Source organism: Nocardia sp. CA-290969, assembly GCF_050936135.1.
GTDB lineage: Bacteria > Actinomycetota > Actinomycetes > Mycobacteriales > Mycobacteriaceae > Nocardia.
On the sequence record NZ_JBNJNJ010000001.1, the window covers coordinates 4,336,018 to 4,361,028 of the forward strand.

Here is a 25,011-nt window from a genome sequence, read left to right on the forward strand (position 1 = left end):
GCGCCGTACGCGACAATGGCGCGGTGTCGAAGCAGAAGGTCACCGGTGGGATCTCGGACCGGGAGGCCGAGGTGCTGGTCTTGGTGGGACAGCACCTCAGCAACGCCGAGATAGGTGCGCGGTTGTACATCTCGGTGCGGACGGTGGAAACGCATGTTTCCGCGCTGCTGCGGAAGATCGGCGTGCCCGACCGGCGGGCCCTGGCCGGGCGCGCGGCCGAGTACGTTTCGTCCGGCCCGGTGGACGAACCGGTGTCCGTGCTGCCCGCACCGCTGACCTCGTTCATCGGCCGTGACCGGGAGCGCGCCGATCTGCGGGCCGCCGTCACCACACACCGTCAGGTGACCGCACTCGGGCCCGGCGGAGTCGGTAAGACGCGGCTCGCCGCGACGGTGGCCACGGACGTCGCGGCGGAGTTCACCGGCGGGGCCTGGTTCGTGGACCTGGTACCGGTCACCGAACCCGCCCTGGTCGGGTCCGCGGTGGCGCGGGCGCTCGGCCTGGGTGAGCAGCCGGGACGCGGTATCGACGATTCGGTGCTGACCGCCCTCGCCGACCGCCACCTGCTTCTCGTCCTCGACAACTGCGAACATCTGCGCGACGGTGTCGCGCCCTTCCTCGAGCGTCTGCTCGCACACTGTCCCCGGGTGAGCGTCCTGGTCACCAGCCGGGCCCGGCTGCTGGTTCCGTTCGAACAGGTCTACGAGGTACCGCCACTGGTGCTCGACGGCGAGGGGAAACCGGGCCCCTCCGACGCCGTCGCGCTGTTCCTGGACCGGGCCCGCGCCCTGGGCAGTCCGATCGAGGAGACGCACCTCGACCGGGTGGACGAGGTGTGCCGCCGGCTCGACGGACTGGCCCTGGCGATCGAACTCGCGGCGGCCCGGCTGCCCACCCTCGGCCTGGACGGACTGACCGCAAGTCTCGCCGATCCGCTGCGGCTGCTGGTCGGTGGCCGCCGGGCCGATGAACGACACCGGTCGGTCCGGGCGATGCTCGACTGGAGCCAGGCCCTGCTGACCGACGCGGACCGGCTACTCCTGCGCCGGCTCGCGGTGTTCGCCGCACCGTTCACCGTCGCCGACGCCACCGCGGTCGCCGGGCATCCACCACTGGACCCACCGGCGGTCGCGGACGGTTTGGCCCGGCTCACGGAGCACAGTCTGCTCGCCCTGGTCGCCACCGCGGACGTCACCCGATACCGGGCGCTGGAAACCATCCGTCAGTACGCCACCGAACAGCTCACCGCCGCCGGGGAGTTCGACACCGCCCGCGCCTGCCACCTGCGCTGGTGCCGCACGAGCGCCGCGACACTGCTCGCCGGCCTCGCGCCCACCGCGACCGGATGGCGCACCCGGTTCGACGCGACGATCGACGAATTCCGGGCGGCCTCGACGTGGGCGGCCGACCGGCCCGAGCACCGCGACGATGCGCACGCTCTGGCACTGTCCGTGGCCCGGCTGACCTTCGCCCGCAATTTGACCGGTGAATCACAGCGCCGGTACGAACAGGCAGCGGCCCTGGCCGGCGAACCGGGCGCCGAGGCCGCCGCCCTGCGTCATGCCGCCGCGGTGGCCGGCTGCCGGCTGCGCGGCGCGGAGATGTTCGAGCTGTATCGCCGTGCCGCCGACAGCGCGCGGCGCGGCGGGGACACGGCCGGCGCCGCCCGCGACCTGGCCACCGCGGCGATCACCGTTTTCCGGATGTCGGACACCTTCACGCAGGCACCTGCGCCCGGGGCGGCCGCCGAGCTGCTGGCCGAGGCCCGCGCACTGGCCGGCGACGACCCGGGCGCGCTCGCCGCGGTAGCACTGGCCGAGTGCGGGGTATCCGCCCACACGGGTGATCCGGCGGCGGGACGCGAACCCCAGGCAGGTGAGGCCGGGGCGGTCGCGCTGGCGGAACGGGCAGTCGAACTCGCCTACCGCACCGATGACCGGGTGGCACGCAGCGCAGCCCTCGACGCCCTCACCGCGGCCCAGTGCTGGTTGGGTGACAATTTCGCCGCGGCGGAGACCGCACGCCGCCGGGTGGACCTGCTCGCCGCGGACCCGGAAACCCCGGCGGAGGCTGTCGAACAGGTCAACGCGTTCGCCGAGGCCGCCGAGATCTGTCTCGGTGTGGGAGACCTCGCCGGGGCCCGGCGGTGGGGGGTGCGCCTGCGCGACCTCCCGCTACTGGCCGAGCGCGGCGATTTCGCGACCTCCCGGTTGCTGGTCGCGGACGCGCTGGCCGGCCGGGCCGACGACGTGCTGGCGAACAGCAGCCGATTCGCCGACGCCTGGGAACTCGCCGGGCGCCCGTATGCCCCGCATCTCACCCCCGCGGCCACCGCGGTGGCACTGGTGCACGGCCTGCGCGGCGACGGTACCGCGCGGGCACAATGGCTGGACACGGCCGCCGGACTGGGCACTCCCGCGCGCCACGAAACCGCCTACGGTGCGGTTTTCGAGGCGATCCTCCTGCTCCACCACGGCCGGGCCGCGGCGGCGGCGGTCGAACTCGCGACCGATCTCGCCGAGCTGGACGTCCGCGATGTCTGGGTCTGGCGGCACTGGTACTTCGCGCTACGCGCCGAGGCCGCGGTCCTCGCCGGCGCCCCGGGAGCCGGCGAATACCTGGCTGCGGCGGCCACAGAGGTCCGCGGCAATCCGATCGCCGAGGCGATCGTCGCCCGGGCCGCGGCAATGCACACCGACGATCCCGCGCAACTGCCGGCCATCGCCGCCGCCTTCGAAACGGCCGGATCCCCGTACCAGCGCGCCCGCACCCTCACGCTGATCGGCGGTGATCAGACCGCGGACGCGGAGCGCCTCCTCGGCGAGCTCGGTCTCGCTCCAGCAGAGACCTGACCGCACGCCGAACCGCTGACCGCGCGCTCACCGGCCGGACGCCGGGCCACTGACCCGGTGCATCGAGCGCACCGGATGTTGTGGGGCCCTCGGGAACGAGGGCAGGGGCACGCGGCGAGCCGCAGATCCAGGCTCGCCGGCCGCTTCCGGCGCAGTGTCCCGGTCTTTGCGGCGAGGTGGCACCGGGTACCACCGCGATCCCCCGCACGGCACCGTCGTGTGGGGGATCGCGCTACCGGACCACTACGTGCTCAGCGCAGCGCGGCCGCCTTCCGCGCCAGGCGCTTGGCCTTCTGCGCGTCCGGCGCTGTCGCGGTCTTCGCCGATTCCGCCGGCGCCGCGACCTTCGCCGTTTTCTTCGCCGGTGCCTTCTTCGCCGCGGCCTTCCGTGCCGGTGCGGTATCCGGTTTCACCGCGCCACTGCCCTTCGCGGGCGATCCGGTGGCCGCGGGCTGCGCCAGGATCTCCTTCAGGAACTCGCCCGTGTAGCTGCCGGGGGTCGCGGCGATGTCCTCGGGCGTGCCTTCACCGACCACGGTGCCGCCGCCGGAACCGCCCTCGGGGCCCATATCGATCACCCAGTCCGCGGTTTTGATCACGTCCAGGTTGTGTTCGATGACGATCACCGTATTGCCCTTGTCGACCAGGCCGTTGATCACCGCGAGCAGTTTGCGGATGTCCTCGAAATGCAGGCCCGTGGTGGGCTCGTCGAGGATGTACACCGTGCGCCCGTTGGAGCGTTTCTGCAGTTCGGCGGCCAGTTTCACGCGTTGCGCCTCACCGCCGGACAGGGTGGTGGCGCTCTGGCCCAGCCGCACGTAGCCCAGGCCGACGTCGACCAGGGTGGACAGATAGCGGTGGATCGAGGTCACCGGTTCGAAGAATTCGGCGGCCTCCTCGATCGGCATATCCAGCACCTCGGCGATGGTTTTGCCCTTGTAGTGCACCTCGAGGGTTTCCCGGTTGTAGCGGGCACCGTGGCAGACCTCGCACGGCACGTACACATCCGGCAGGAAGTTCATCTCGATCTTGAGGGTGCCGTCGCCGGAGCACGCCTCGCAGCGGCCGCCCTTCACATTGAAGGAGAACCGGCCCGGCTGGTACCCGCGAACCTTGGCCTCGGTGGTGGCGGCGAAAAGGCTGCGGATCTTGTCGAACACGCCGGTGTAGGTGGCCGGGTTGGAGCGCGGGGTCCGGCCGATCGGCGACTGGTCCACCCGCACGAGCTTGTCCAGCTGATCGAGCCCGTTGACCCGGGTGTGCCGGCCCGGCACCTGACGGGCACCGTTGAGCTTGTTCGCCATGACGGTCGCCAGGATGTCGTTGACCAGCGTGGATTTACCGGAACCGGAAACGCCGGTGACGGCGGTGAGCACGCCCAGCGGGAACGCCACGTCGATTCCGCGCAGGTTGTTCTCGTTGGCGCCGACCACGGTGACGCGGCGTTTCTTGTTCACCGGCCGCCGCATCATCGGGATTTCGATCCGCTCGCGCCCGGACAGGTACGCGCCGGTGAGCGATTTCGGGTCGGCGAGCAGTTCCGAATAGGGGCCGCTGTGCACCACCTGACCGCCGTGTTCACCGGCGAACGGGCCGATATCGACGACCCAGTCCGAGGCGCGGATGGTGTCCTCGTCGTGCTCGACCACGATCAGCGTGTTGCCCAGGTTCTTCAGCCGGGTCAGCGTTTCGATGAGCCGCCGGTTGTCGCGCTGGTGCAGGCCGATGGACGGCTCGTCCAGCACGTACAGCACCCCGACCAGCCCGGACCCGATCTGGGTCGCGAGCCGGATCCGCTGCGCCTCCCCACCGGACAGCGTCGCCGCCGCGCGGGACAGGGTCAGATAGTCCAGGCCGACATCGAGCAGGAAGCCCAGCCGTGCCTGTACTTCCTTGAGCACCTGACCGGCGATCGCCGCCTGCCGCTCGCCCAGCGTCAGCGCGTTCAGGAACTGCGCGCAGTCGCGAATGGACAGTTCGCTGACCTCGGCGATGGATTTGCGTTCCGACCCCGCGGCCAGCGTGACCGCCAGGATCTCCGGCCGCAGCCGCGCCCCGTTGCACACCGGGCACGGGACATCCCGCATATAGCCCTCGTAGTGCTCTTTCATCTGCTCGGATTCGGTGTTGTCCAGCCGCCGCTGCAGGAACGGCATCACACCTTCGAAATCGGCGTAGTAGGAGCGTTTGCGGCCGTACCGGTTGGTGTAGACGATATGCACCTGATCGGAGCTGCCCTCCAGTACCGCCTTACGCGCCCGCGGCGGCAGATCACGCCACGGAGTGTCCAGATCGAAGCCCTGGGCGGCGGCCAGCCCGGAGAGCAGCCGCAGGAAGTACTCGGCGCTCTGCCCGCGTGACCACGGCGCGATCGCGCCCTCGGCCAGGCTCAGCTCCGGATCGGGGACCACGAGTTCCGGGTCGACCTCTTTGCGGACACCGAGGCCGGTGCAGTCGGGGCAGGCGCCGTAGGGCGAGTTGAACGAGAACGACCGCGGTTCCAGATCCTCGATATCGAGGGGATGCCCGTTCGGGCAGGCCAGTTTCTCGGAGAAGCGGCGCTCCCGGTCGTGCGCGTGTTCGTCGCGGTCCACGAAATCGAGCACCACGATTCCGTCGGCCAGCCGCAGCGCGGTTTCGATGGAATCGGTGAGCCGCTGTTTGGCGGTGGGCTTGACGGCGAGGCGGTCGACCACCACCTCCACATCGTGCTTCTCCTGTTTCTTCAGCTTCGGCGGATCGGTGAGCGGATACACCACCCCGTCCACCCGGACCCGGGCGTAACCCTGCGCGTTCAGCTGGTCGAACAGATCGACGAACTCACCCTTGCGGGTGCGCACCACCGGTGCCAGCACCTGGAACCGGACGCCCGGCTCCATGGCCAGCACCTGATCCACAATCTGCTGCGGCGTCTGCTTCGCGATGAGCTCCGAGCACACCGGGCAGTGCGGGACACCGGCGCGCGCGTAGAGCAGGCGCAGATAGTCGTGGACCTCGGTGATGGTGCCGACGGTGGACCGCGGATTGCGGTTGGTCGATTTCTGGTCGATCGAGACCGCGGGCGAGAGCCCCTCGATGAAATCCACATCGGGCTTGTCCATCTGCCCGAGGAACTGCCGCGCGTACGCGGACAGCGATTCCACGTACCGGCGCTGCCCCTCGGCGAAGATGGTGTCGAAGGCCAGACTGGACTTTCCCGACCCCGACAGGCCGGTGAAGACGATCAGACTGTCGCGGGGCAGATCGAGGTCGATCCCTTTGAGGTTGTGCTCCCGCGCGCCACGGACAGTCAGGCGTTCCGCCACCAGGTCGGTCCCTTCTCGTTTCGTTCGCCGCGCCGGTCGGGCGCGCCATGAATGCAGTTCCGATGGAGCCGCCGCGACCGGCCCGGGCGGGCGGCCGCGCGGAGGACGGCCTCGTCGGCCCGGTCGGCACAATCGGCTCGGGCCGCGGATCGGCCCGCGGTGATGCTAGGACGGGCCACCGACAAGTTTGGCCGAACAGCCGGGTACCGGCGGAAACGGCGCACACCCGAGGGCCGCGGCACAGTCTCGCCGGAAACGGCGGACCGGCGCAACGGATGGGCCGGACAGGCTCACCACCCCAGGGTAGGCCAAGCGGGTACGCCGGCGGGGCGTGTCACCGATCACCCGGACCGAGGACCACCGACACCGGGTCGACGGCAGCGATCGCAGGGAATCGCGACCGCCGAACTCCGCGGTGGGCGGCTCCGGCGAAGGCCGGCCAGTGGCGCACATCACCGCACACCGCCGTATGCACCTCTGCCGCCCGCAGCCCCGGCAACCACCCGCGGTCGCGCGGTACCGGGTAGCGTCCCGCGGCCGGGTCGCCACCCTTGGGGACCGGCGCCACCCAGCCGCCCGCGGCCGGATCTGTCCCGTACCCGGGTTCGAAACGCGCCGCGGACACACCGCTGAGCAGGCCGTCCCACAGCGTTCCTGACCTCCAGCCGTACCCGGTGACCGCACCGGTTCCGGTGATCGACATAAGATCGATAACGCGTCCGGTGCCCGCCATGACAACTCCTCCCCGGCCCCCGGTCCTACCGCTCCGCCGGGAACAAGTCGTGGCGTGATCGTGCAAGGAATCACACCTGCCCTTGTGGATTCCCTGTGTGTGGATACCGGAGTAATGCCGTGTTTGAATATCCGGGTCAGCCGACGATGGGGGTTGGTATGGGAGATCGCAGGGCCTCCGCCGCCGAGCAACTCGCGCATCGGTATCGCTCCCTGGTCGAGCACTCTCCCGACGGAATCTGTGTGCACGAACGCGGCATCGTCGTCTACGCCAACCCCGCATGCCTGCGGATCGTGCGAGCGCGCAACCTCGCCGAGGTGCTCGGCCAGGACATCGCCCGCTTCGTCCACCCCGAGTCACGCAAGGCCATGTTCGAACGGATCGCCGCGCTCACCGCGACCGGAGTCGCCACCGATCCCACCGAATGGACGCTGATCGCCCTGGACGGCCGCGAGGTCCCGGTGGAGTCGGTTTCCGTGCTCACCGCCTGGCACGACCGCCTGGCCTACCAAGTGGTGATCCACGACCTGTCCGCCCAGCGCCGTGCCGAACGGGCCCAGCGCCGCGCCGAACAACACTTCACCACCGTGGTGGCGCAGCTCGAGGAGGGCGTGGCGGTCATCTATCGCGACGGCGTCATCGGCTCCGCCAATCCGGCCGCCCGCCGAATTCTCGGCCTCGACGAACAGCTGCCGGTGGTGGGTACGACGATCGCCGAGCTGCCGGTGGAGTGGATGGATGCCAACGGGGCACCGATGCCCCCGGCCCGGCATCCGGTCGCGCGGACCCTCGCGACCGGCGAGACGGTCACCGGCTTCGTATTCGCGATCGGCCGGCCGGACGGCCGACGCCGCTGGCTGAGCGTGTCGAGCCGGCTGCTGAACCCGGACGAACCCGGCACGGCCGCGGTGTGCTCGTTCACCGATATCACCGAGTACCTGGCGAGCCGCCGGCAGCTCGAATACCAGGCCACCCACGATCCGCTCACCGGACTGGCCAATCGCTCGCTGATCCTGTCGCAGCTGTCCGGGGCGCTGGCCGCCAGCGGCACGCACCGCCGGGTCTCCACGGTGATGTTCATCGACCTGGACCGTTTCAAATCGATCAACGACACCATGGGCCACGCCATCGGCGATACCGTGCTGCGGATCGTGGCGCACCGGTTGCAGCGCGCACTACGCGCCGAAGACCTGGTGGGGCGGCTCGGCGGCGACGAATTCCTCGTCCTGCTGGCCGGGCGCCCCGACGACGAGGACCTCGCGCCGCTGGTGCAGCGGTTGCGGATGGCCATGGCCGAACCGATCGTGGCGCGCGGGCACCGGATCGCGGTGAACGCCTCCATCGGGGTCACCATTCTCGAACCCGGCGATACCCGCACCCCGGAAGCGGTGCTGCACGATGCCGATATCGCCATGTACGAGGCCAAACCCGCGGTGCAGCGGGATCCGACACGGGGCCGCGGCCTGCGCGGCGACAACAGCAACGTCTCCTGATCACGAGGGCGGGACCTGCGGAAACGTCATGTGAACGGCGCTCGCAGTAGACTCGACAACTCTGTGCACGGCACAGCGCACGTGTTTCGCCGAGCTTGTCCCGCCGTGGGTGAGAAGGAGCCAGAACTTGCCCGACAACCGCACCCAGGAACGCTCCACCACCCTGGACTCCACCGATTCGCCGCCGGATGCGGCGAACCGCGACATCGATCAGGAGCAGGCGTACCTGTCGGTGCTGTACGACCGGCTGGACGGTATGCGCGCCTACGCCGAGCAGCGGCTGCGCACCGTTCTGCTGGAAACCGGGGGCACCCCGCAGGCGCGCACCGAGCGGGAGTCGTTCACCCAGCTCTACACCGAGGATCTGGCCAAATACGATGCCGCCGAACACGGCCTGTGTTTCGGCCGGATCGATCTCACCGACGGTGACGAGGGTCCGGAGCAGCGCTATATCGGCCGCCTCGGCATCCTCGACGAGGACAACGACTACGACACTCTGCTCCTGGACTGGCGGGCCCCGCTGGCCCGGCCGTTCTATCTGGCCACCACCGCGGCTCCGGACGGGGTGGCGCGGCGGCGGCATATCCGCTCCCGCAACCGCCGGGTGACGGCGGTCAACGACGAATACCTCGATCTCGATGCGGCCCGCCGCGCCGGGGTCACCGCGTCCGACGGCGGGGTCGGTAGCGAGAGCGCCCTGCTCGCGGCCCTGAACGCGGCCCGGACCGGGCATATGTCCGACATCGTGGAAACCATCCAGAGCGAGCAGGACGCGATCATCCGCTCCCAGCACAAGAGTGTGCTGGTGGTGCAGGGCGGGCCGGGTACCGGCAAGACCGCGGTCGCGTTGCACCGCGCCGCGTACCTGCTCTACACCTATCGCCAGCAACTGGCCAAAAGCGGTGTGCTGATCGTCGGGCCCAACGCGACCTTCCTGGACTACATCGGCCAGGTTCTGCCCTCCCTCGGCGAGACCGGGGTGCTGCTGTCCACCATCGGCGACCTCTATCCAGGGGTGAAGGCGACCCTGCCGGAATCCCTGCGCGCCGCCGAACTGAAGGGGTCGCTGCAGGTTCTGGACATCCTGAAGAACGCCGTCCGCGATCGGCAGGAGGTGCCGCGCGAACCCATCACGCTGAGTTTCGACGGCTACCCGGTGACCCTGGACCGCAAGATCGTGACCCGCGCCCGCGGCCGCGCCCGGTCCTCACGCCGCCCGCACAACCTCGCACGCCCGATCTTCGTCTCGATGGTGATCGAAGCGCTCACCGACCAGCTGGCGCAGACCATGGGCGCCGACCCGCTGGGCGGCGGGCGCAGCCTGCTCAGCGCCGCCGATCTCAGCGAGATCAGCGACGAGCTGCGCGCCGACCCCACCGTCACCCGGGTGCTCGCCGAACTGTGGCCGCTGCTCACCCCGCAGCAGGTGCTGGGCGATCTGCTCACCGACGCCGGTCGTCTCGACCGTGCCGCCGGGAAGATCCTCGACCCCGCCGACCGCGCCGAACTCCTGCGATCCGGTTCGGGCGAGTTCAGCGCGGCCGACGCACCCCTGCTCGACGAACTGGCCGAACTCCTCGGCACCGACGACGCGGAGGAACGCGAACGCGCCCGCCGGCGCTGGCGCGCCCAGCTCGCCGAGGCCCAGGACGCCCTGGACATCCTCACCGGTTCCGCCCCGCAGGACCTCGAGGACGAACTCGATCCGGAAATCCTGATGGCCTACGACCTCATCGACGCGAGCCAGCTCGCCGAACGCCAGCAGGTCCGCAACCGGCAGACCACCGCCGAACGCGCCGCCGGCGACCGCAACTGGACCTACGGGCACGTGATCGTGGACGAGGCCCAGGAACTGTCGGAAATGGCGTGGCGCATGGTGATGCGCCGGATCCCGAACCGATGGGTCACCGTGGTCGGCGATATCGCGCAGACCGGCGCCCCGGCGGGCGCCACCTCGTGGTCGCAGATGCTGGAACCGTATGTGGCCAAACGCTGGAAACGCACCGAGCTGACCGTGAACTACCGCACCCCGGCGGAGATCATGGCGGTCGCGGCGGATGTACTCGCCGCCATCGACCCGACCGCGCAGGTTCCGCGGTCGGTGCGGGAAACCGGCCATACCCCGCGGGCACATCGGGTGGCCGCAGGGCGGATCGCCCCGGAACTCGCGCGCTTACTCGCAGGCGAGCACGGGCCGGGAACCGCCGCGGTGCTGGCCCCGGCCGAACTGATCGGCGAACTCGCCGGACTGGCCTCCGAATCGGTCCGGGTGCTGACGGTGACCGAGGCCAAGGGCCTGGAATTCGATGCGGTGTACCTGGTCGAACCCAACGCCGTGATCGCCGGCTCACCGCGCGGCCGCAACGATCTGTACGTCGCGCTCACCCGCGCGACCCAGCGGCTGGCGGTGGTCCACACCACCGATCTGCCCCCGGAACTACGGCGTCTGGCGAGCTGAGAACTGTCCCGGGTACGCGTTGCCCGGCACACCGAACCGGTATCCGGCCACCCGCCCCCGGGAGCGCTGAACCCGGATACCCGGCGGGGCGGCGGTCGACGCACCGAACCCGGTTACCCAGGCCGAGCGGCGGCCGGAGCACCCAACCCTGTTCCCAGCCATACGACGCCCGGCCTATGAGCCGGTATTCCCGCTGAGCAAAACGCCCCACCCGGGAATGTTCCGGGTGGGGCGAGATGATTGCTGCTGCGGCCGGTTCAGCGCACGGTGTGCACGATCAGCACATCGGACTTGGATTTGCGCGCCACATCCGAGGGCACCGAGCCCAGCAACCGGCCGGCCAGGGTGTTCAGCCCGCGGTTACCGACCACGAGCAGATCCGCCTGGGTTTCCTTCACCAGATCCAGCAGGGATTCGACCGGTTCGCCGACGATCGCCTTCTCGACGATCTCCTTCGCGCCCGCGGCCACGGCCCGATCCCGCGCCGTGCGCAGGATCTCGTTGGTGGGCGCCGAACCACGAACCTGATACGCCTCGTCCTTGAGCATATCGCTCGCGGCGGCGACGTCACGGTCGTCGGTCGGGTAGTAGGCGCAGGCCACGATCAATGTCGAGCCCGCGGCTCCGGCCAGTGCGGCGGCCTTGTCCACGGCGACGTACGACGAGTCCGAGCCGTCGGTACCGACGACAATGGTCCGGTAGGCGGTCATTCTCTCCTCCAACTGTGCAGGGTATAAACGCGGCTGCGGCCGGACGTTCCCGGAATACCGGGCAACGGCACAGCGACTGCGTAGACCATAGCCGTAACCGAGGCCCGATCAACCGGATTCGTTCCACATCACAGTGCGTCGAAACAGCACCGGTGTTTCACATTTTGCTACCACAACCGGCAACAGCCGCGCCTACCTGGTGATTCCCGCCCGCGTGCGAGTAAACCTGTGACGGGTCACAACAAACCCCAACACTGTTGGCGCCGTGGGATTTTCCTCACACAGCAGGCGGCCGCCGTGGCTCGCGCGGTAATTCCCGGGGCCGCGGCCTAGAACAGTGGCCCGGTAATCGTCAGGCCCAAATCCTCGTTGCGGGCGAAAAAACCGAACATCATCACGAGGGCGCCCGCCAGGGCGAGATCCTTGTTGAACTGAATGGTCTCCGCCTGGGTCGCCTCCGGATCGGTTTCCTTCCAGAAACTGTGCATCATGATCATGGTCGGCACGATCATCACCAGCAGCAGCAAGGCGCCCAGATCCGCCCATATCCCCAGCAGGATGCTGATACTGCCGAGCAGCATGAGCGCGCCCGACGCGCGGACCGCCATCTCCGGCATGGGCACCCCCTTCGCCTGTGCGTAGCCGGCCATGGCCTTGGTCTGGGTGAAATGGCCCAGCGCCGAGCTCAGGAACAGAATGACGAACATCACCCGGCCGATCAAAATCACGACATCCATGTCCAGCTCCTTGATCTGTCGCCGACGAGTAGGCGTTTACATATCGAGCCCGGTATTCGATTATGTGGCAGGCAACACCTTGGCGGTCACCTCATCGCGCGAGCGTAACGAATTCTTCGCGTATTCCAGCGGCGCCATTCCGACCTCCGCGGTGAACTCCCGGGTGAAATGCGCCTGATCGAAATATCCGAGCTCGGCGGCCAGCGCCGCGAGATCGGCGGTGCGGCCGCGTGCGAGCAGATCCGCGCCGTCCTGGAGCCGGTACCGGCGCAGCACCCATTTCGGGCCCGCCCCGATATAGCGACGGAACAGCCGTTGCACGGTCCGCACCGATACACCGAAACGGTCGGTGACCTGATCGACCCGGGTGAGTTCCGGATCCTCGGCCATCGCGGCGGCGATCCGCAGGACAAGCCGGTAGTTCGGGTCGTCACCGCCGCGGGCACGGGTACTCAGATAGTCCTCCACCAACCGGCGCCGGCCGGTATCCGCGGATTCGGCCAGTACCCGTTCGGTGAGGTCACCGAGATCGGGCAGCACCTCCCCGGCGGGCACGGCCCGGTCCCGCAACCCCCCGACATCGAGGCCCGTGAACGCACCGAACCCGCCCGGCCGGAACCGCACCCCGAACGTCTCCCCGCGCCCGGCGAGCTCCCGCACGTATTTCCGGGTACATACGCCGTTGACGAAGGCCCCGGACCGGTCGCCGTCACGTTCGAAGGTGAGATGGACGCACGGAAACGGCAGCACCTCCGCGCAGTACGGCGCCCGTCCCCGCAGATCCCACCGCACGGCCCAGTACCACTCGACACAACCGGCCACCGCAGGTCCGGCGGGTAACCGGTTCAGTGTGCGGTACCGCTCCTGCTCGTGCGGATACAGAATCGCCTTGCGGTCACCGGCGTCGGGTACCCCGCTCACCGCGGAGCCCGAATCAGTCACCACCGGATCCTCCGGCACCGACGCTCGTCCGGGCACCCCCGCACCTCCGCGAAGCCGCGTCAACGGTGTGGCCGGCCTGTCGCTTTCTTACAAGAATCCGGACGGGCGGCCGAGCAGACTCGAATCCATGAGCGAAACAGTGAATCCGATTCCCGAGGGCTACCACTCGATCACCGTGTTCATCGCGGTTGCCGACGGCAACGCCGCGATCGACTTCTACCGCACGGTGTTCGACGCCGAAGTGCTCTCCCGCAACGACAATCCCGACGGGCAACCCGCCCATGCCGAACTGAAGATCGGTGATTCCACGATCCAGCTCGGCATGCCCTTTCCCGAGCAGAACGTCCTCGCGCCCACCGGCGAATGGGTACACACCTCGCTGGTCCACTACTGCCCGGATGTCGATACCGTGGTCGCCCGCGCCCGCGAGCACGGGGCGAAGGTCGCCGAGGATCCGGCCACCTTCGTCACCGGCGACCGCTACGCGGCCCTGCTCGACCCGTTCGGGCACCGCTGGGTCGTGATGACCCGGGTCGAGGACGTATCCCGGGAGGAAGCCGAACGCCGGGTCGACGAATGGATGGCGACCCAAGGCTGATCGCCCGCGCGCCGGGACGGCGTCGCCGGTCATTTCAGGCCGGCCGCGTCCATCCCGCGCAGCTCCTTCTTCAGGTCGGCGATCTCGTCGCGGAGCCGGCCCGCGAGCTCGAACTGCAGTTCCCGGGCCGCGTTCATCATCTGATCGGTGAGCTCGGAGACCAGGTCGGCGAGTTCGGCGCGCGGCATCGACTTGATATCGCGCCCCTCCACGATGCCCGCGCTCACCGCCCGCCCCGGTTCGCCCTGGGCGCGGCGGCCGCGGCTGGCATTACGCCCGGAACCGCCCACCGCGACCTCGTCGTCGGCCTCCGAATAGACCTGGTCGAGGATATCGGCGATCTTCTTGCGCAGCGGCTGCGGATCGATCCCCATTTCCTCGTTGTAGGCGATCTGTTTGGCCCGGCGGCGTTCGGTTTCGTCGATGGCGTCGCGCATCGAATCGGTGATCTTGTCCGCGTACATGTGCACCTCGCCCGACACATTGCGGGCGGCGCGGCCGATGGTCTGGATCAGGCTCTTGGTGCTGCGCAGGAACCCTTCCTTGTCGGCGTCCAGAATCGCCACCAGCGAGACCTCGGGCAGATCCAAGCCCTCCCGGAGGAGGTTGATACCGACCAGCACGTCGTATTCGCCGAGACGCAGCTGCCGCAGCAGTTCCACCCGGCGCAGGGTGTCGATCTCGGAATGCAGGTAGCGCACCCGCAGCCCGAGGCCGAGCAGGTAATCGGTGAGATCCTCGGCCATTTTCTTGGTGAGCGTGGTGACCAGCACCCGCTCGTCGCGTTCGACCCGCAACCGCACCTCGTGCACCAGATCGTCGATCTGACCCTTGGTGGGTTTCACCACCACCTGCGGATCGACCAGACCGGTGGGGCGGATCACCTGTTCCACCACCTCGCCGCCGGTGCGGCCGAGCTCGTAATCGCCCGGGGTGGCCGACAGGTACACCGCCTGCCCGATCCGCTCGGCGAATTCCTCCCAGGTGAGCGGGCGGTTGTCCACCGCGGACGGCAGCCGGAAACCGTATTCGACGAGGTTGCGCTTACGCGACATATCCCCCTCGTACATCCCGCCGATCTGCGGCACCGTCACATGGGATTCGTCGATGACCAGCAGGAAATCGTCCGGGAAATAATCCAGCAGCGTCGCGGGCGCCGAGCCGGCGGGCCGGCCGTCGATATGCCGCGAATAATTCTCGATACCCGAGCAGAAACCGACCTGCCGGATCATTTCCAGGTCGTATTGGGTGCGCATCCGCAACCGCTGCGCTTCGAGGAGTTTGCCCTTGCCTTCCAGTTCGGCCAGGCGTTCGGCGAGCTCGGCCTCGATATCGATGACCGCCCGCGCCATCCGCTCCGGACCGGCTACATAGTGAGTGGCCGGGAAGATCCGCACCATATCGACCTTGCGCACCACATCCCCGGTGAGCGGGTGCAGATAATAGAGTTCCTCGATCTCGTCACCGAAGAATTCGATACGCACCGCCAATTCCTCGTAGGAGGGAATGATCTCGACGGTATCGCCGCGGACCCGGAACGAACCCCGGGTGAAGGACATATCGTTACGCGTGTACTGGACGTCCACCAGCATGCGCAGAAACGCGTCCCGGTCGACCTCCGCACCCACCTCGAGCAGCACCGACCGATCCAGATACGACTGTGGCGTGCCCAGACCGTAGATACAGGACACCGAGGCGACCACCACCACATCGCGCCGGGACAGCAGCGCCGAGGTGGCCGAATGGCGCAGCCGCTCGACATCGTCGTTGATCGAGCTGTCCTTCTCGATATAGGTATCGGTCTGCGCGATATACGCCTCGGGCTGGTAGTAGTCGTAGTAGGAGACGAAATACTCCACCGCGTTGTGCGGCAGCATCTCGCGCAGTTCGTTGGCCAGCTGCGCCGCCAGGGTTTTGTTCGGGGCCATCACCAGCGTGGGCCGCTGCAGCCGCTCGATGAGCCAGGCCGTGGTCGCCGATTTACCGGTACCGGTGGCGCCCAGCAGCACCACATCGGGTTCGCCCGCGTTGATCCGGCGCTCCAGTTCCTCGATCGCGGCCGGCTGATCGCCGGCCGGCTGATACGGACTGACGACCTCGAACCGCCCGCCGGTCCGCTCGATCTCCCCGACCGGGCGGAACTCCGATTTGGCCAGTGGAGTCTGCCCGTCGGCCTCGGTCCCGGAGACGCCGGCCGCACGGAGTTCGGTTGCGAATGCCATATCCCAAGACTAAGCCCGCCCACCGACACGTATCCGGCGTCCCCGCACCGGGCGCCCGGCGCCGGGCCCGACGCGCACCGAGCCGGGCACGCCGCCACGCACCTGGGTAGATTCAGCAGCTGTGACCAAGGCAGCCAGTGTGCACGTCCACCGGCCGAAGGTGGAGTACTTCGATATCGCGGAACTGACCAACACCGACCCGAAAGGCTTCGTCCGCGAGGTGGAGCGCTACCACCTGGAGCCCTGGGGCCTGTACATGGCCCGCACCGCCGACCACCCGCAGTTCCACTACCTCGAATCCTGGCTGCTACCGGAACTGGGCCTGCGCGCGACGGTCTTCCATTTCCGTCCCGCCCATCTGCGCGACCAGGACTACTACGTCGATATCGGCGAATTCGGCGAATTCGAGCCGAAACGCTGGCGGTCTGTCGACCATTACCTGGACCTGGTGGTCCGCACCGGCCGGGAAACCCAATTGCTCGACGTCGACGAACTGCTGGCGGCCCATACGGCCGGGCTGCTCGATGCGGCCGCCGCCGAACAGGCGGTGGCCACCGCCACCCGCGCCATCGACGGCATAGCCGCCCACGGCCACGATTTCCTGGCCTGGACCGCATCCCTGGGCATGCCGCTCACCTGGTTGTGAGCGTGACCGGCAAGGAGATCGGCCCTTCGGCCACCCCGACCGGGGCGCCTCGGGGGTCGTCTACTCGTATCCGGTGGCGGTGACGAGCGCGTCGGCGAAGAGGCGCCAAGGGGTAGTCACGTGGACTACGGGGCAGCGTTGTGCTCCGGATGTTCCGCTCGCCAGTCGCGTACCTGCTGTGACGTCGCGGACAGCCAAGATTCCCGAACCACGGTGAACTCGGCCCAGGCGTCGTCTCCACCGACTCCCTCGGCTTTCTTCGCCGCTGCACGAACCATATCGGCGTACTCGACGCGGGCCGGCTCCTCCGCGCGCAACCAGTCGCGGCACGCCAAGGCGAACTCCTGGTCCGGGCTGCCCGCCACACGTAGGTACACGACAACAGGCCGACCCGGGTCTGCGGTGCCGTGCACCTGCTGCTTCGTATCTGCGGTGCCGGCGCCGGGAGCCGCCTCGCCTGCCGATCGCGGAAGCTGCGGGAACCCCGCCCCCGCCAAAGCCTCGCGGATGCCGTCCGCGGCGGCCTGATCGGCGACCGTGACCTGCAGTTCGAGCACATCCGGTGCAGGCAGTCCGGGGACCGCGGTGGCGCCGATATGGTCCACCCGCACGGCCGCCGCACCCGCCGCCACCCGCAACCGCGCGATCAGCCGCTGCGCCTGCGCCGCCCACTCCGGCCGGGCTTCGACGAGAGCGAATTCCGGGCGCACCGCGATTCCGGCGCGCATATTCGCCTCGAACGGCACCAGCCGCTGCTCCCACAACCGCGCGACCTCGGCCGCTACGGCACCGGCGGCGCCGTTGTTGTCCAGCAGGACGTCGGCGGCCGCATAACGCTGTTCATCGGTGGCCTGCGCCGCGATCCGGGCACGCGCATCGTCCTCGGCGACACCGCGGAATTCGACCAGCCGCCGCAGCCGGGTCTCGGTGGCGGCGTCCACCACCAGCACCAGGTTCACGAACGGCGCCATATTGTTCTCGACCAGCAGCGGAACGTCCTGCACCACAATGGCGTCCGGCGCCGCGGCCGCGAGCAGTTCGGCGGTGCGCTGCCCAACCAGCGGATGCGTGATGGAGTTCAGAGTCGCGCGGGATTCGTCGTCGCGGAACGCCTTGGCGGCCAGCGCGGGCCGGTCGAGACTCCCGTCGGCGGCCAGGATATCCGCGCCGAACGCCTCGACGAGCGCGGCCAGTCCCGGGGTTCCGGGCGCCACCACCTCCCGGGCGATCAGGTCGGAATCGATGATCACCGCCCCGTGTTCGGCAAGTGCCCGCGCGACGGTCGATTTGCCCGCGCCCATACCTCCGGTCAGGCCGATTCGTAACATTGGCCCAGTTTCGCATCCGGCCCGCGGCGGCGAGCCATGAGGTCATCGGCCGGCGCGCGGCGACGACACGCCGGGCGACCGCCTTATCCGGAAAATGTCCGGGCCACGAGTTTTCCTCCGATAATCTTCGCCTGCGTGCAACACCGACCGGAATTGCCCTTTTTCCGATAGCACTTGTTTTCGACAAGCGAAGGAAAGAGTATGCGCACCAGTAAAAACCGCACAGGCCGGCACCGGCTGGGTTCGGCGGGCCGAGTGCATTGCATTCTGATTCCGGCTGTCGCGAAATATTTGCGTACACACCGGCGTTCCTGGTTCACCGTTTTCACGGCTCCGGCGCAACACAGTATCGCCGCCAAACGCCGGCGGACCGTCGTGCCCCGGGTCCGTGTGCGCTGGATTCCGGCTCCCGCCGGCTGACGGCCTTTCCCGAATTACGGCCCGGCACATACGCCGGGCCGTATTCCATTTCCGGGGAAAAGATTACAGCCCGAGTCCGCGGACCAGTGCGCGCATCTCGGCGTGGAAGAGTTTGGCCGGGTCGGGAGTTTGCGGCCCCAGATGGCCGTACACCTCCAGCGCGATCAGTCCGTGCATCCGGCCCCAGACACGCAGGGCCATGGCCAATCCCGCCGGTGGCAGTTCCGGATAGTCCGCCCGCACATGCCCGACCAGGTCCGGCGCGAAATCCGTCCACTCGAACGCGACACCACTGTCATCGCGGACTTGTGGCCACGCCCCCGCGACCAGCCCGACCAAGCCCGTACAAGCGCGCAGTTCCGCGGCACCGGCGGGTCCGCCCGGCGGCGGCCGGTAACCGGGCACCGGATCGCCGTAGACGAGCCGGAATTCGGCGGGTCGCTGCACCGCCCACGCCCGGACCTCTTCCCCCCAGGCGATGATCCGGCCGCCGGGATCACGCCCGGGCACCGCGTCCCGGGCGGCTTCCACGCGGTCCATCAGGGCCGTGTAGACGTCGGAGATCAGAGTCGAGATCAACTCGTCCCGGGTCGCGAAGTAGCCGTAGACCGCACCGGCGGTCATCCCCATCTCCCGGGCGATGGCACGCAGGGCGACGGCATCGGGCCCGCCCTCGGCGAGCAACCGCAACGCGATCGTCTTGATTTCCTGCGTTGTCTCCGCACGCAGACGCTCCCGGCGACTCGTCACTGCCTCGGCCACGCTTGACACCCTACACTGTGCGGTTACCATTCACCGTGAAGTTACTGAACGCCGTGTAGTATATGCACGGCATGCACATCGGAGTTGTTGATGGATATCGGAGTTTTCGGCGCCACCGGCGTCATCGGTTCCCGGGTCGTCGCCGAGGCGATACGCCGCGGCCACCGGGTCCGGGGATTCACCGGGGATGCCGCTCGTTTTCCGCGTGACCGCGGCGAGGTCACCTGGCAGGTGGCCGAATGGCGCGATGCGGACAGTGTCGCCGCGGCCATCGGCGGCCTGGACGTCGTGATCAGCGCTGTCAACGCGGGGCGCGGTATCGACGAGACCATCGCGCGGGCCGGCGATTTCGTCGCCGGGGCAGAGGCCATGGTGCAGGCGCTGGCACGGCATCCGATCATCCGGGTGATCGTGGTCGGCGGTGCGGGCAGCCTGGAGGTGGCGCCCGGCCGGCAGCTCGTGGACGAACCCGGTTTCGCCGAGGGACTGCCGCGCGAGCTCGGCGTCCCCACGGAGTACCACCGCGTCGTCTCGGCGCTGCGGGACGCGCTGAACGTCTATCGGGTGTCGAACCGCCGGTGGACCTATCTGAGCCCGTCGTCGGGCCGGATCGAACCGGGAGAACGCACGGGGCGGTTCCGGATCGGCGGAGATCAGCTACTCGATACCGGTGGCCGCGATATTTCGGCCGAGGATCTCGCCGTGGCCCTGCTGGACGAGGCCGAGCTGCCGCAGCATATCCAGCGGCGGTTCACCGTCGGGTACTGACAGCGAAAACCCCCGGTTCACCAGGAACCGGGGGTTTTTCGTTCGTTCTCTCGGGACTACCCGATATCGCCTCAGGCGTTACCGGACAGCTTCTCCCGCAGCGCGGCGAGCTGCGCATCGCTGGCCAGCGAACCACCGGTGGATTCCGGCTGGCTGGACGCCGACTGCGCGCCGCTCTCCGAGGAGTAATTCGACGAACCGGTACCGCCCGCGGCCTCGGCCGCGGCGTCGGCCGCCATCTTCTCCATCTGCGCGGTGTGCATCTTGTGCCGGCGCTCCGCCTCGGCGTAGCGGCCTTCCCACTCTTCGCGCTGCTTGTCGAAGCCCTCGAGCCATTCGTTGGTCTCGGGATCGAAGCCCTCGGGGAAGATGTAGTTGCCCTGCTCGTCGTAGCTGTCGGCCATGCCGTACTTCGACGGATCGAACTCGGGGCTGTAGTCCTCGTTGGCCTGCTTGAGGCTCAGCGAGATCCGGCGACGCTCCAGGTCGATATCGATGACCTTGACCATCGCGTCGTCGCCGACGACCACGACCTGATCCGGGACCTCCACGTGGCGCTCGGCCAGTTCGGAGATGTGCACCAGGCCCTCGATGCCCTCTTCGACGCGGACGAACGCGCCGAACGGCACCAGCTTGGTGACCTTGCCCGGCACGATCTGGCCGATGGCGTGGGTGCGGGCGAACTGCCGCCACGGATCTTCCTGGGTGGCCTTCAGCGACAGCGAGACGCGCTCGCGGTCCAGGTCGACGTCGAGAACCTCGACGGTGACCTCGTTGCCCACCTCGACCACCTCGGACGGGTGATCGATGTGCTTCCAGGACAGTTCGGAGACGTGCACCAGACCGTCGACACCGCCGAGGTCGACGAAGGCGCCGAAGTTGACGATGGAGGAGACCACACCCTTGCGGACCTGGCCCTTCTGCAGCTGGTGCAGGAACTCGCTGCGCACCTCGGACTGGGTCTGCTCCAGCCAGGCGCGACGCGACAGAACCACGTTGTTGCGGTTCTTGTCCAGCTCGATGATCTTGGCTTCGATCTCCTTGCCGACGTACGGCTGCAGATCGCGGACACGGCGCATCTCGACCAGCGAGGCGGGCAGGAAGCCGCGCAGACCGATATCGAGGATCAGACCGCCCTTGACGACCTCGATCACGGTGCCGCGAACGGCCTCGTCCTTCTCCTTGAGCTCCTCGATCGTGCCCCAGGCGCGCTCGTACTGAGCCCGCTTCTTGGACAGGATCAGGCGACCCTCTTTGTCCTCCTTGGTGAGAACAAGGGCCTCCACCTCATCGCCCACGGAAACGACCTCGTTCGGGTCGACATCGTGCTTGATGGAGAGCTCGCGAGACGGGATGACGCCTTCGGTTTTGTAACCGATGTCGAGCAGGACCTCGTCGCGGTCGACTTTGACGATGGTTCCTTCGACGATATCGCCGTCGTTGAAGTACTTGATCGTGGCGTCGATGGCGGCGAGGAAATCCTCGGCGGAGCCGATGTCGTTGACGGCTACCTGCGGCGAGGTGACGGTGGTGGGCATGTGGCGGTTTGCTCCGGACGGATTGTGATCGGTTGCGGACATTGAGACTTTCGGTACGCTGCGATACACCCAGCGGCTCCGGGTGTGATCACTTGCGGGTTCAGCGTACGCGACCCGTATCCAGCCGGGCAAACGACCCCCCGCTGCGGATCTATAGGCTTCGCATCGTGTCCGACGACCTCGTTCAAGATCGCCACGCTCAGGCCACCGCACTGCTGGGAACCACGGGTGCCGCACGCTCACGAGTCGATTCGGCCGAAAGCGAGCGTGCGAACCGGCGCTGGTGGGATGCCGACGCCGGCCAGTACCACGATACGCACGGCGAGTTCCTGGGTACGGCAAGCCCCGGGGGTGAGTTCGTCTGGTGCCCCGAGGGCCTGCACGAGGGCGATATGCGGTTGCTCGGCGAGATCACCGGCAAGCGGATCCTGGAAGTCGGCTGCGGTTCGGCGCCCTGTGCGCGCTGGCTGGCCGGGCAGGGCGCGTATCCGGTCGGGCTGGATATATCGATGGGAATGCTGTCACGGGGGCTTACCGCGATGGACCGCGGCGGCCCCCGCGTCCCACTGGTCCAGGCGGGCGCCGAGGCGCTGCCGTTCGCGGACGAATCCTTCGATCTGGCGTGCTCGGCGTTCGGCGCCGTCCCCTTCGTCGCCGATTCCGCACTGGTGATGCGTGAGGTGGCCCGGGTCCTGCGCCCCGGCGGACGCTGGGTCTTCGCGGTGAACCATCCGATGCGCTGGATATTCCGCGACGACCCCGGCCCGGACGGCCTGGAAGCCGTATTCCCCTACTTCGACCGCACCCCGTACACCGAATTCGACGCCGACGGCCGCTGCACATATGTGGAACACCACCGGACCATCGGCGATCGCGTCCGGGAAATAGTGGCGGCCGGCTTGATCCTCGACGACATAGTCGAACCGGATTGGCCCGAATGGCTCGACCGCGAATGGGGCCAATGGAGCCCTCTACGCGGCCAGATTTTCCCCGGCACCGCAATCTTCATCAGCCACAAACCTGAATGACCGCCCCCGGTCCACTCCCCGCCCCCACGGTCCGATCCACTCCCTGACGCGGTCCGGTCCCTCCGACTCCGAGGGACCGGACCCACTCGTTCAGCTGTTGTCGCCACGACCCGGCCGCGGCGAACGCCCGGCCTGTTCGAGAGCGCGCCGCAGCGCGAACTCGATCTGTGCGTTGACACTGCGCAGATCGTCGGAAGCCCATTTCGCCACCGCGTCGTAGACCGCCGGGTCGAGCCGGAGCAGGACCTTCTTGCGCTCGGCCATCAGGCGTACAGCGATCCCGTGTTCACCACCGGCTGGGTCGGCCGGTCACCGCACAGCACCACCAGCAGGTTCGACACCATGGCGGCCTTCCGTTCCTCGTCCAGTTCGACCATTCCTTCGGCGGCGAGCCGGTCCAGCGCCAGCCCGACCATGCCGACCGCGCCCTCCACGATCCGGGTCCGGGCCGCGACCACCTGGTTCGCCTGCTGGCGGACCAGCATCGCCTGGGCGATCTCCGGCGCGTAGGCGAGGTGGGTGATCCGGGCCTCGATCACTTCGATCCCCGCGGTTTCGGTGCGATCGCGCAGTTCCACGGTGAGTTCCGAGGCGACCTCGGCACCGTCGCGCAGGCTGGTCCGGTCGTCGTCGTGGGCGTCGTAGGGATGGGTGGTGGCCAGATGCCGCACCGCGGCCTCGGACTGGGTTTCGACGTACTCCTCGTAGTCGTCGACGGCGAACGCGGCCTTGAAACTGTCGACCACTTTGTAGACCACCACCGCCGCGATCTCCACGGGGTTACCGTCGGCGTCGTTGACCTTCAGCTTCTGTGTTTCGAAGTTGCGTACCCGCAGCGAGATGCTGCGCCGGTCGGTGAGCGGCAGCACCGAGAAGAACCCCGGATCGCTGACCGAGCCGATGTAGCGCCCGAAGAACTGCACGACCTTGGCCTCGTTCGGGTTCACCACGGTCAAACCGGTGATTCCGAGCAGCAGTAGCACCCCCAGCACGCAGGCGACGATCGCCCCGACCAGCGCGGCGGCGTTCTGGTTCTGCGCGAAAGCGACGAAGCCCGCCACCGCTACGGCCGCCAGCGCGATCGTGAGCACGAACCAGATCAGCAAGACCACGAACCCGTTGACCCGTGCGGCGTCCCGGAACTTCATGACATCCTCCCTCTATCAAAGTGATATCACCAAGATAGCAGGGGGCCCGAGTGCCGACAAGGTCGGTGCCGCGGCGACACCCTGCCGTCCGGCCCCGCAAGGCCGGTCACACGACGTCGTCACCACCGGCCGGCACAGTTCGGTGCGCACGCACCTGCGACGATGACCGGATGGACGGGACGGCATCGAAACAGCGGCTACGACTGGGGCTTGTCGACGGCGACGGGATCGGCCCCGAGGTGGTGGCTTCGGCCCGGCGGGTCGTGGATGAGGCGCTGGCAGCCGCCGGCAGCCCGGCCGCGGAGTGGATCGCGCTGCCGATGGGCCGGCGGGCGATCGAGGAATTCGGTACCGCGCTACCGGAATTCACCCTGGAAGGCCTGGCCGGTACCGACGGCTGGATCCTCGGCCCGCACGACAACGCGTCCTATCCGCCGGAGCACCGGATCGCCCCCGGTGGCGCCATCCGCCGCCATTTCGGGCTATACGCCAATATCCGCCCGGCGCAGGCATTTCCGGGAATCCGCGCGGTGGCCGGCGATATCGATCTGGTGATCGTGCGGGAGAACAGCGAAGGTTTCTACGCGGACCGCAATATGGCCGTCGGATCCGGCGAATTCTGCCCGACCCCCGATATCGCCCTCTCGGTCGGCCTGGTGACCCGCGCGGCGTGCGAGCGGATCGCGCACGAGGCGTTCCGGCTCGCCGCGACCCGCCGCAAGCAGGTGACGATCGTGCACAAGGCGAATGTGCTGCCGCTGACCATGGGACTGTTCCGGGACACCTGCCACGCCGTCGCGCGGGAGTACCCCGGGATCGCCGTGGACGATGAACACGTCGACGCGGCCGCCGCTCATCTGGTGCGCTCCCCCGGCGACTACGACGTGCTGGTGACCGAAAATCTCTTCGGCGATATCCTCTCCGACCTCGCCGCCCAGCTCGCCGGGTCGCTGGGCACCGCGGCCTCGCTGAACTCCTCGGCGGACCGGGCGATGGCGCAGGCGGTACACGGCGCCGCACCCGACCTGGCGGGCCACAACCGGGCGAATCCGGTGGCCCTGCACCTGTCCGCGGCCATGTTGTTGCGCTGGCTGGCAGACCGCCGCGAGCTGCCGGCACTCGCGCGGGCGGCGGACCGGGTCGACCGTGCGGTGGCCGCCACGTTCGCCGCCGGAATCGCCACCGCCGACCTCGGTGGACTGGCCTCGACAGCGGAATTCACCGAGCAGGTCATCGCCCGCGTCCACCACCGCTGACGCTCCTGCGGGCGGAGCGCGCCCGGCAGTACCTCCGGACACGCTGTCAGGCTGTGCGCGAGCGGAT

19 protein-coding genes are annotated in these 25,011 nt (G+C 68.5%); 8 read left to right on the forward strand and 11 right to left on the reverse strand.

Features of this window, described 5'->3' with window-relative positions; genetic code table 11:
• Positions 1-23 precede the first annotated feature (23 nt).
• Complete coding sequence (locus tag ACQEVO_RS19700) at positions 24-2,852, forward strand: ATP-binding protein (protein WP_432915301.1); 2,829 nt, start codon at positions 24-26, stop codon at positions 2,850-2,852.
• A 251-nt stretch (positions 2,853-3,103) separates the two neighbouring features.
• Here the strand turns inward: ACQEVO_RS19700 and uvrA are convergent, their stop codons facing one another.
• Complete coding sequence (uvrA, locus tag ACQEVO_RS19705; RefSeq protein ID WP_432915303.1) at positions 3,104-6,157, reverse strand: excinuclease ABC subunit UvrA; 3,054 nt, start codon at positions 6,155-6,157, stop codon at positions 3,104-3,106.
• Positions 6,158-6,491: 334 nt separating this feature from the next.
• Positions 6,492-6,890, reverse strand: coding sequence for a hypothetical protein (locus tag ACQEVO_RS19710; RefSeq protein ID WP_432915305.1), 399 nt, complete (start codon positions 6,888-6,890; stop codon positions 6,492-6,494).
• A gap of 158 nt (positions 6,891-7,048) precedes the next feature.
• On the opposite strand from ACQEVO_RS19710, the gene ACQEVO_RS19715 reads away from it, so the two are divergent.
• Entirely contained in the window at positions 7,049-8,383 is a 1,335-nt protein-coding gene (locus tag ACQEVO_RS19715) for a diguanylate cyclase domain-containing protein (RefSeq protein WP_432915307.1), read from the forward strand.
• A gap of 127 nt (positions 8,384-8,510) precedes the next feature.
• The gene (locus ACQEVO_RS19720) at positions 8,511-10,841 is read left to right on the forward strand and encodes a HelD family protein (protein ID WP_432915309.1); all 2,331 of its coding nucleotides are present in this window, start codon (positions 8,511-8,513) and stop codon (positions 10,839-10,841) included.
• A gap of 257 nt (positions 10,842-11,098) precedes the next feature.
• Here ACQEVO_RS19720 and ACQEVO_RS19725 read toward each other — a convergent pair whose 3' ends face one another.
• From ACQEVO_RS19725 to ACQEVO_RS19735, 3 genes are all read right to left on the reverse strand, one after another.
• Complete coding sequence (locus tag ACQEVO_RS19725; RefSeq protein ID WP_195057560.1) at positions 11,099-11,551, reverse strand: universal stress protein; 453 nt, start codon at positions 11,549-11,551, stop codon at positions 11,099-11,101.
• 329 nt (positions 11,552-11,880) lie between these two features.
• A complete protein-coding gene (locus ACQEVO_RS19730) occupies positions 11,881-12,288 on the reverse strand; it encodes a DoxX family protein (RefSeq protein WP_432915312.1) in 408 nt (135 codons plus the stop codon).
• Between the two features lie 60 nt (positions 12,289-12,348).
• The gene (locus ACQEVO_RS19735) at positions 12,349-13,230 is read right to left on the reverse strand and encodes an AraC family transcriptional regulator (RefSeq protein ID WP_432915314.1); all 882 of its coding nucleotides are present in this window, start codon (positions 13,228-13,230) and stop codon (positions 12,349-12,351) included.
• 127 nt (positions 13,231-13,357) lie between these two features.
• Here ACQEVO_RS19735 and ACQEVO_RS19740 point away from each other — a divergent pair, with 127 nt between their 5' ends.
• Positions 13,358-13,828 (forward strand): VOC family protein, encoded by a 471-nt coding sequence (locus ACQEVO_RS19740; RefSeq protein ID WP_432915316.1) that lies wholly within the window; start codon positions 13,358-13,360, stop codon positions 13,826-13,828.
• Positions 13,829-13,857: 29 nt separating this feature from the next.
• Here the strand turns inward: ACQEVO_RS19740 and uvrB are convergent, their stop codons facing one another.
• Positions 13,858-16,050 carry an excinuclease ABC subunit UvrB gene (gene uvrB, locus ACQEVO_RS19745; RefSeq protein ID WP_432915318.1) on the reverse strand — a complete coding sequence of 731 codons (2,193 nt, stop codon included), beginning with the start codon at positions 16,048-16,050 and terminating at the stop codon, positions 13,858-13,860.
• 121 nt (positions 16,051-16,171) lie between these two features.
• Here uvrB and ACQEVO_RS19750 point away from each other — a divergent pair, with 121 nt between their 5' ends.
• Positions 16,172-16,696, forward strand: coding sequence for a DUF402 domain-containing protein (locus ACQEVO_RS19750; protein WP_432915320.1), 525 nt, complete (start codon positions 16,172-16,174; stop codon positions 16,694-16,696).
• Between the two features lie 125 nt (positions 16,697-16,821).
• On the opposite strand, the gene coaE is transcribed toward ACQEVO_RS19750, so the two are convergent.
• Together coaE and ACQEVO_RS19760 are read right to left on the reverse strand one after the other, a co-directional pair.
• The gene (coaE, locus tag ACQEVO_RS19755; protein WP_432915321.1) at positions 16,822-18,024 is read right to left on the reverse strand and encodes a dephospho-CoA kinase; all 1,203 of its coding nucleotides are present in this window, start codon (positions 18,022-18,024) and stop codon (positions 16,822-16,824) included.
• Positions 18,025-18,507: 483 nt separating this feature from the next.
• A complete protein-coding gene (locus ACQEVO_RS19760; protein WP_432915323.1) occupies positions 18,508-19,206 on the reverse strand; it encodes a TetR/AcrR family transcriptional regulator in 699 nt (232 codons plus the stop codon).
• A gap of 90 nt (positions 19,207-19,296) precedes the next feature.
• Between ACQEVO_RS19760 and ACQEVO_RS19765 the strand changes: the two genes are divergently transcribed.
• Positions 19,297-19,974, forward strand: a complete 678-nt coding sequence (locus ACQEVO_RS19765) for an NAD(P)-dependent oxidoreductase (protein WP_432915325.1) — start codon at positions 19,297-19,299, stop codon at positions 19,972-19,974.
• Positions 19,975-20,045: 71 nt separating this feature from the next.
• Here ACQEVO_RS19765 and rpsA read toward each other — a convergent pair whose 3' ends face one another.
• Positions 20,046-21,512 carry a 30S ribosomal protein S1 gene (gene rpsA / locus ACQEVO_RS19770; RefSeq protein WP_280400532.1) on the reverse strand — a complete coding sequence of 489 codons (1,467 nt, stop codon included), beginning with the start codon at positions 21,510-21,512 and terminating at the stop codon, positions 20,046-20,048.
• Between the two features lie 167 nt (positions 21,513-21,679).
• Between rpsA and ACQEVO_RS19775 the strand changes: the two genes are divergently transcribed.
• Complete coding sequence (locus ACQEVO_RS19775; RefSeq protein WP_432915326.1) at positions 21,680-22,540, forward strand: class I SAM-dependent methyltransferase; 861 nt, start codon at positions 21,680-21,682, stop codon at positions 22,538-22,540.
• A 90-nt stretch (positions 22,541-22,630) separates the two neighbouring features.
• Here the strand turns inward: ACQEVO_RS19775 and ACQEVO_RS19780 are convergent, their stop codons facing one another.
• Both ACQEVO_RS19780 and ACQEVO_RS19785 read right to left on the reverse strand, forming a co-directional pair.
• Entirely contained in the window at positions 22,631-22,804 is a 174-nt protein-coding gene (locus tag ACQEVO_RS19780; RefSeq protein WP_432915328.1) for a hypothetical protein, read from the reverse strand.
• On the reverse strand, positions 22,804-23,688 hold the full coding sequence (locus ACQEVO_RS19785) for an SPFH domain-containing protein (RefSeq protein WP_432915329.1): 885 nt from the start codon (positions 23,686-23,688) through the stop codon (positions 22,804-22,806). The genes ACQEVO_RS19780 and ACQEVO_RS19785 overlap by 1 nt, the downstream gene beginning before the upstream one ends.
• Positions 23,689-23,858: 170 nt before the next feature.
• On the opposite strand from ACQEVO_RS19785, the gene ACQEVO_RS19790 reads away from it, so the two are divergent.
• A complete protein-coding gene (locus ACQEVO_RS19790) occupies positions 23,859-24,944 on the forward strand; it encodes an isocitrate/isopropylmalate dehydrogenase family protein (RefSeq protein ID WP_432915331.1) in 1,086 nt (361 codons plus the stop codon).
• The last annotated feature ends 67 nt before the right edge of the window (positions 24,945-25,011 follow it).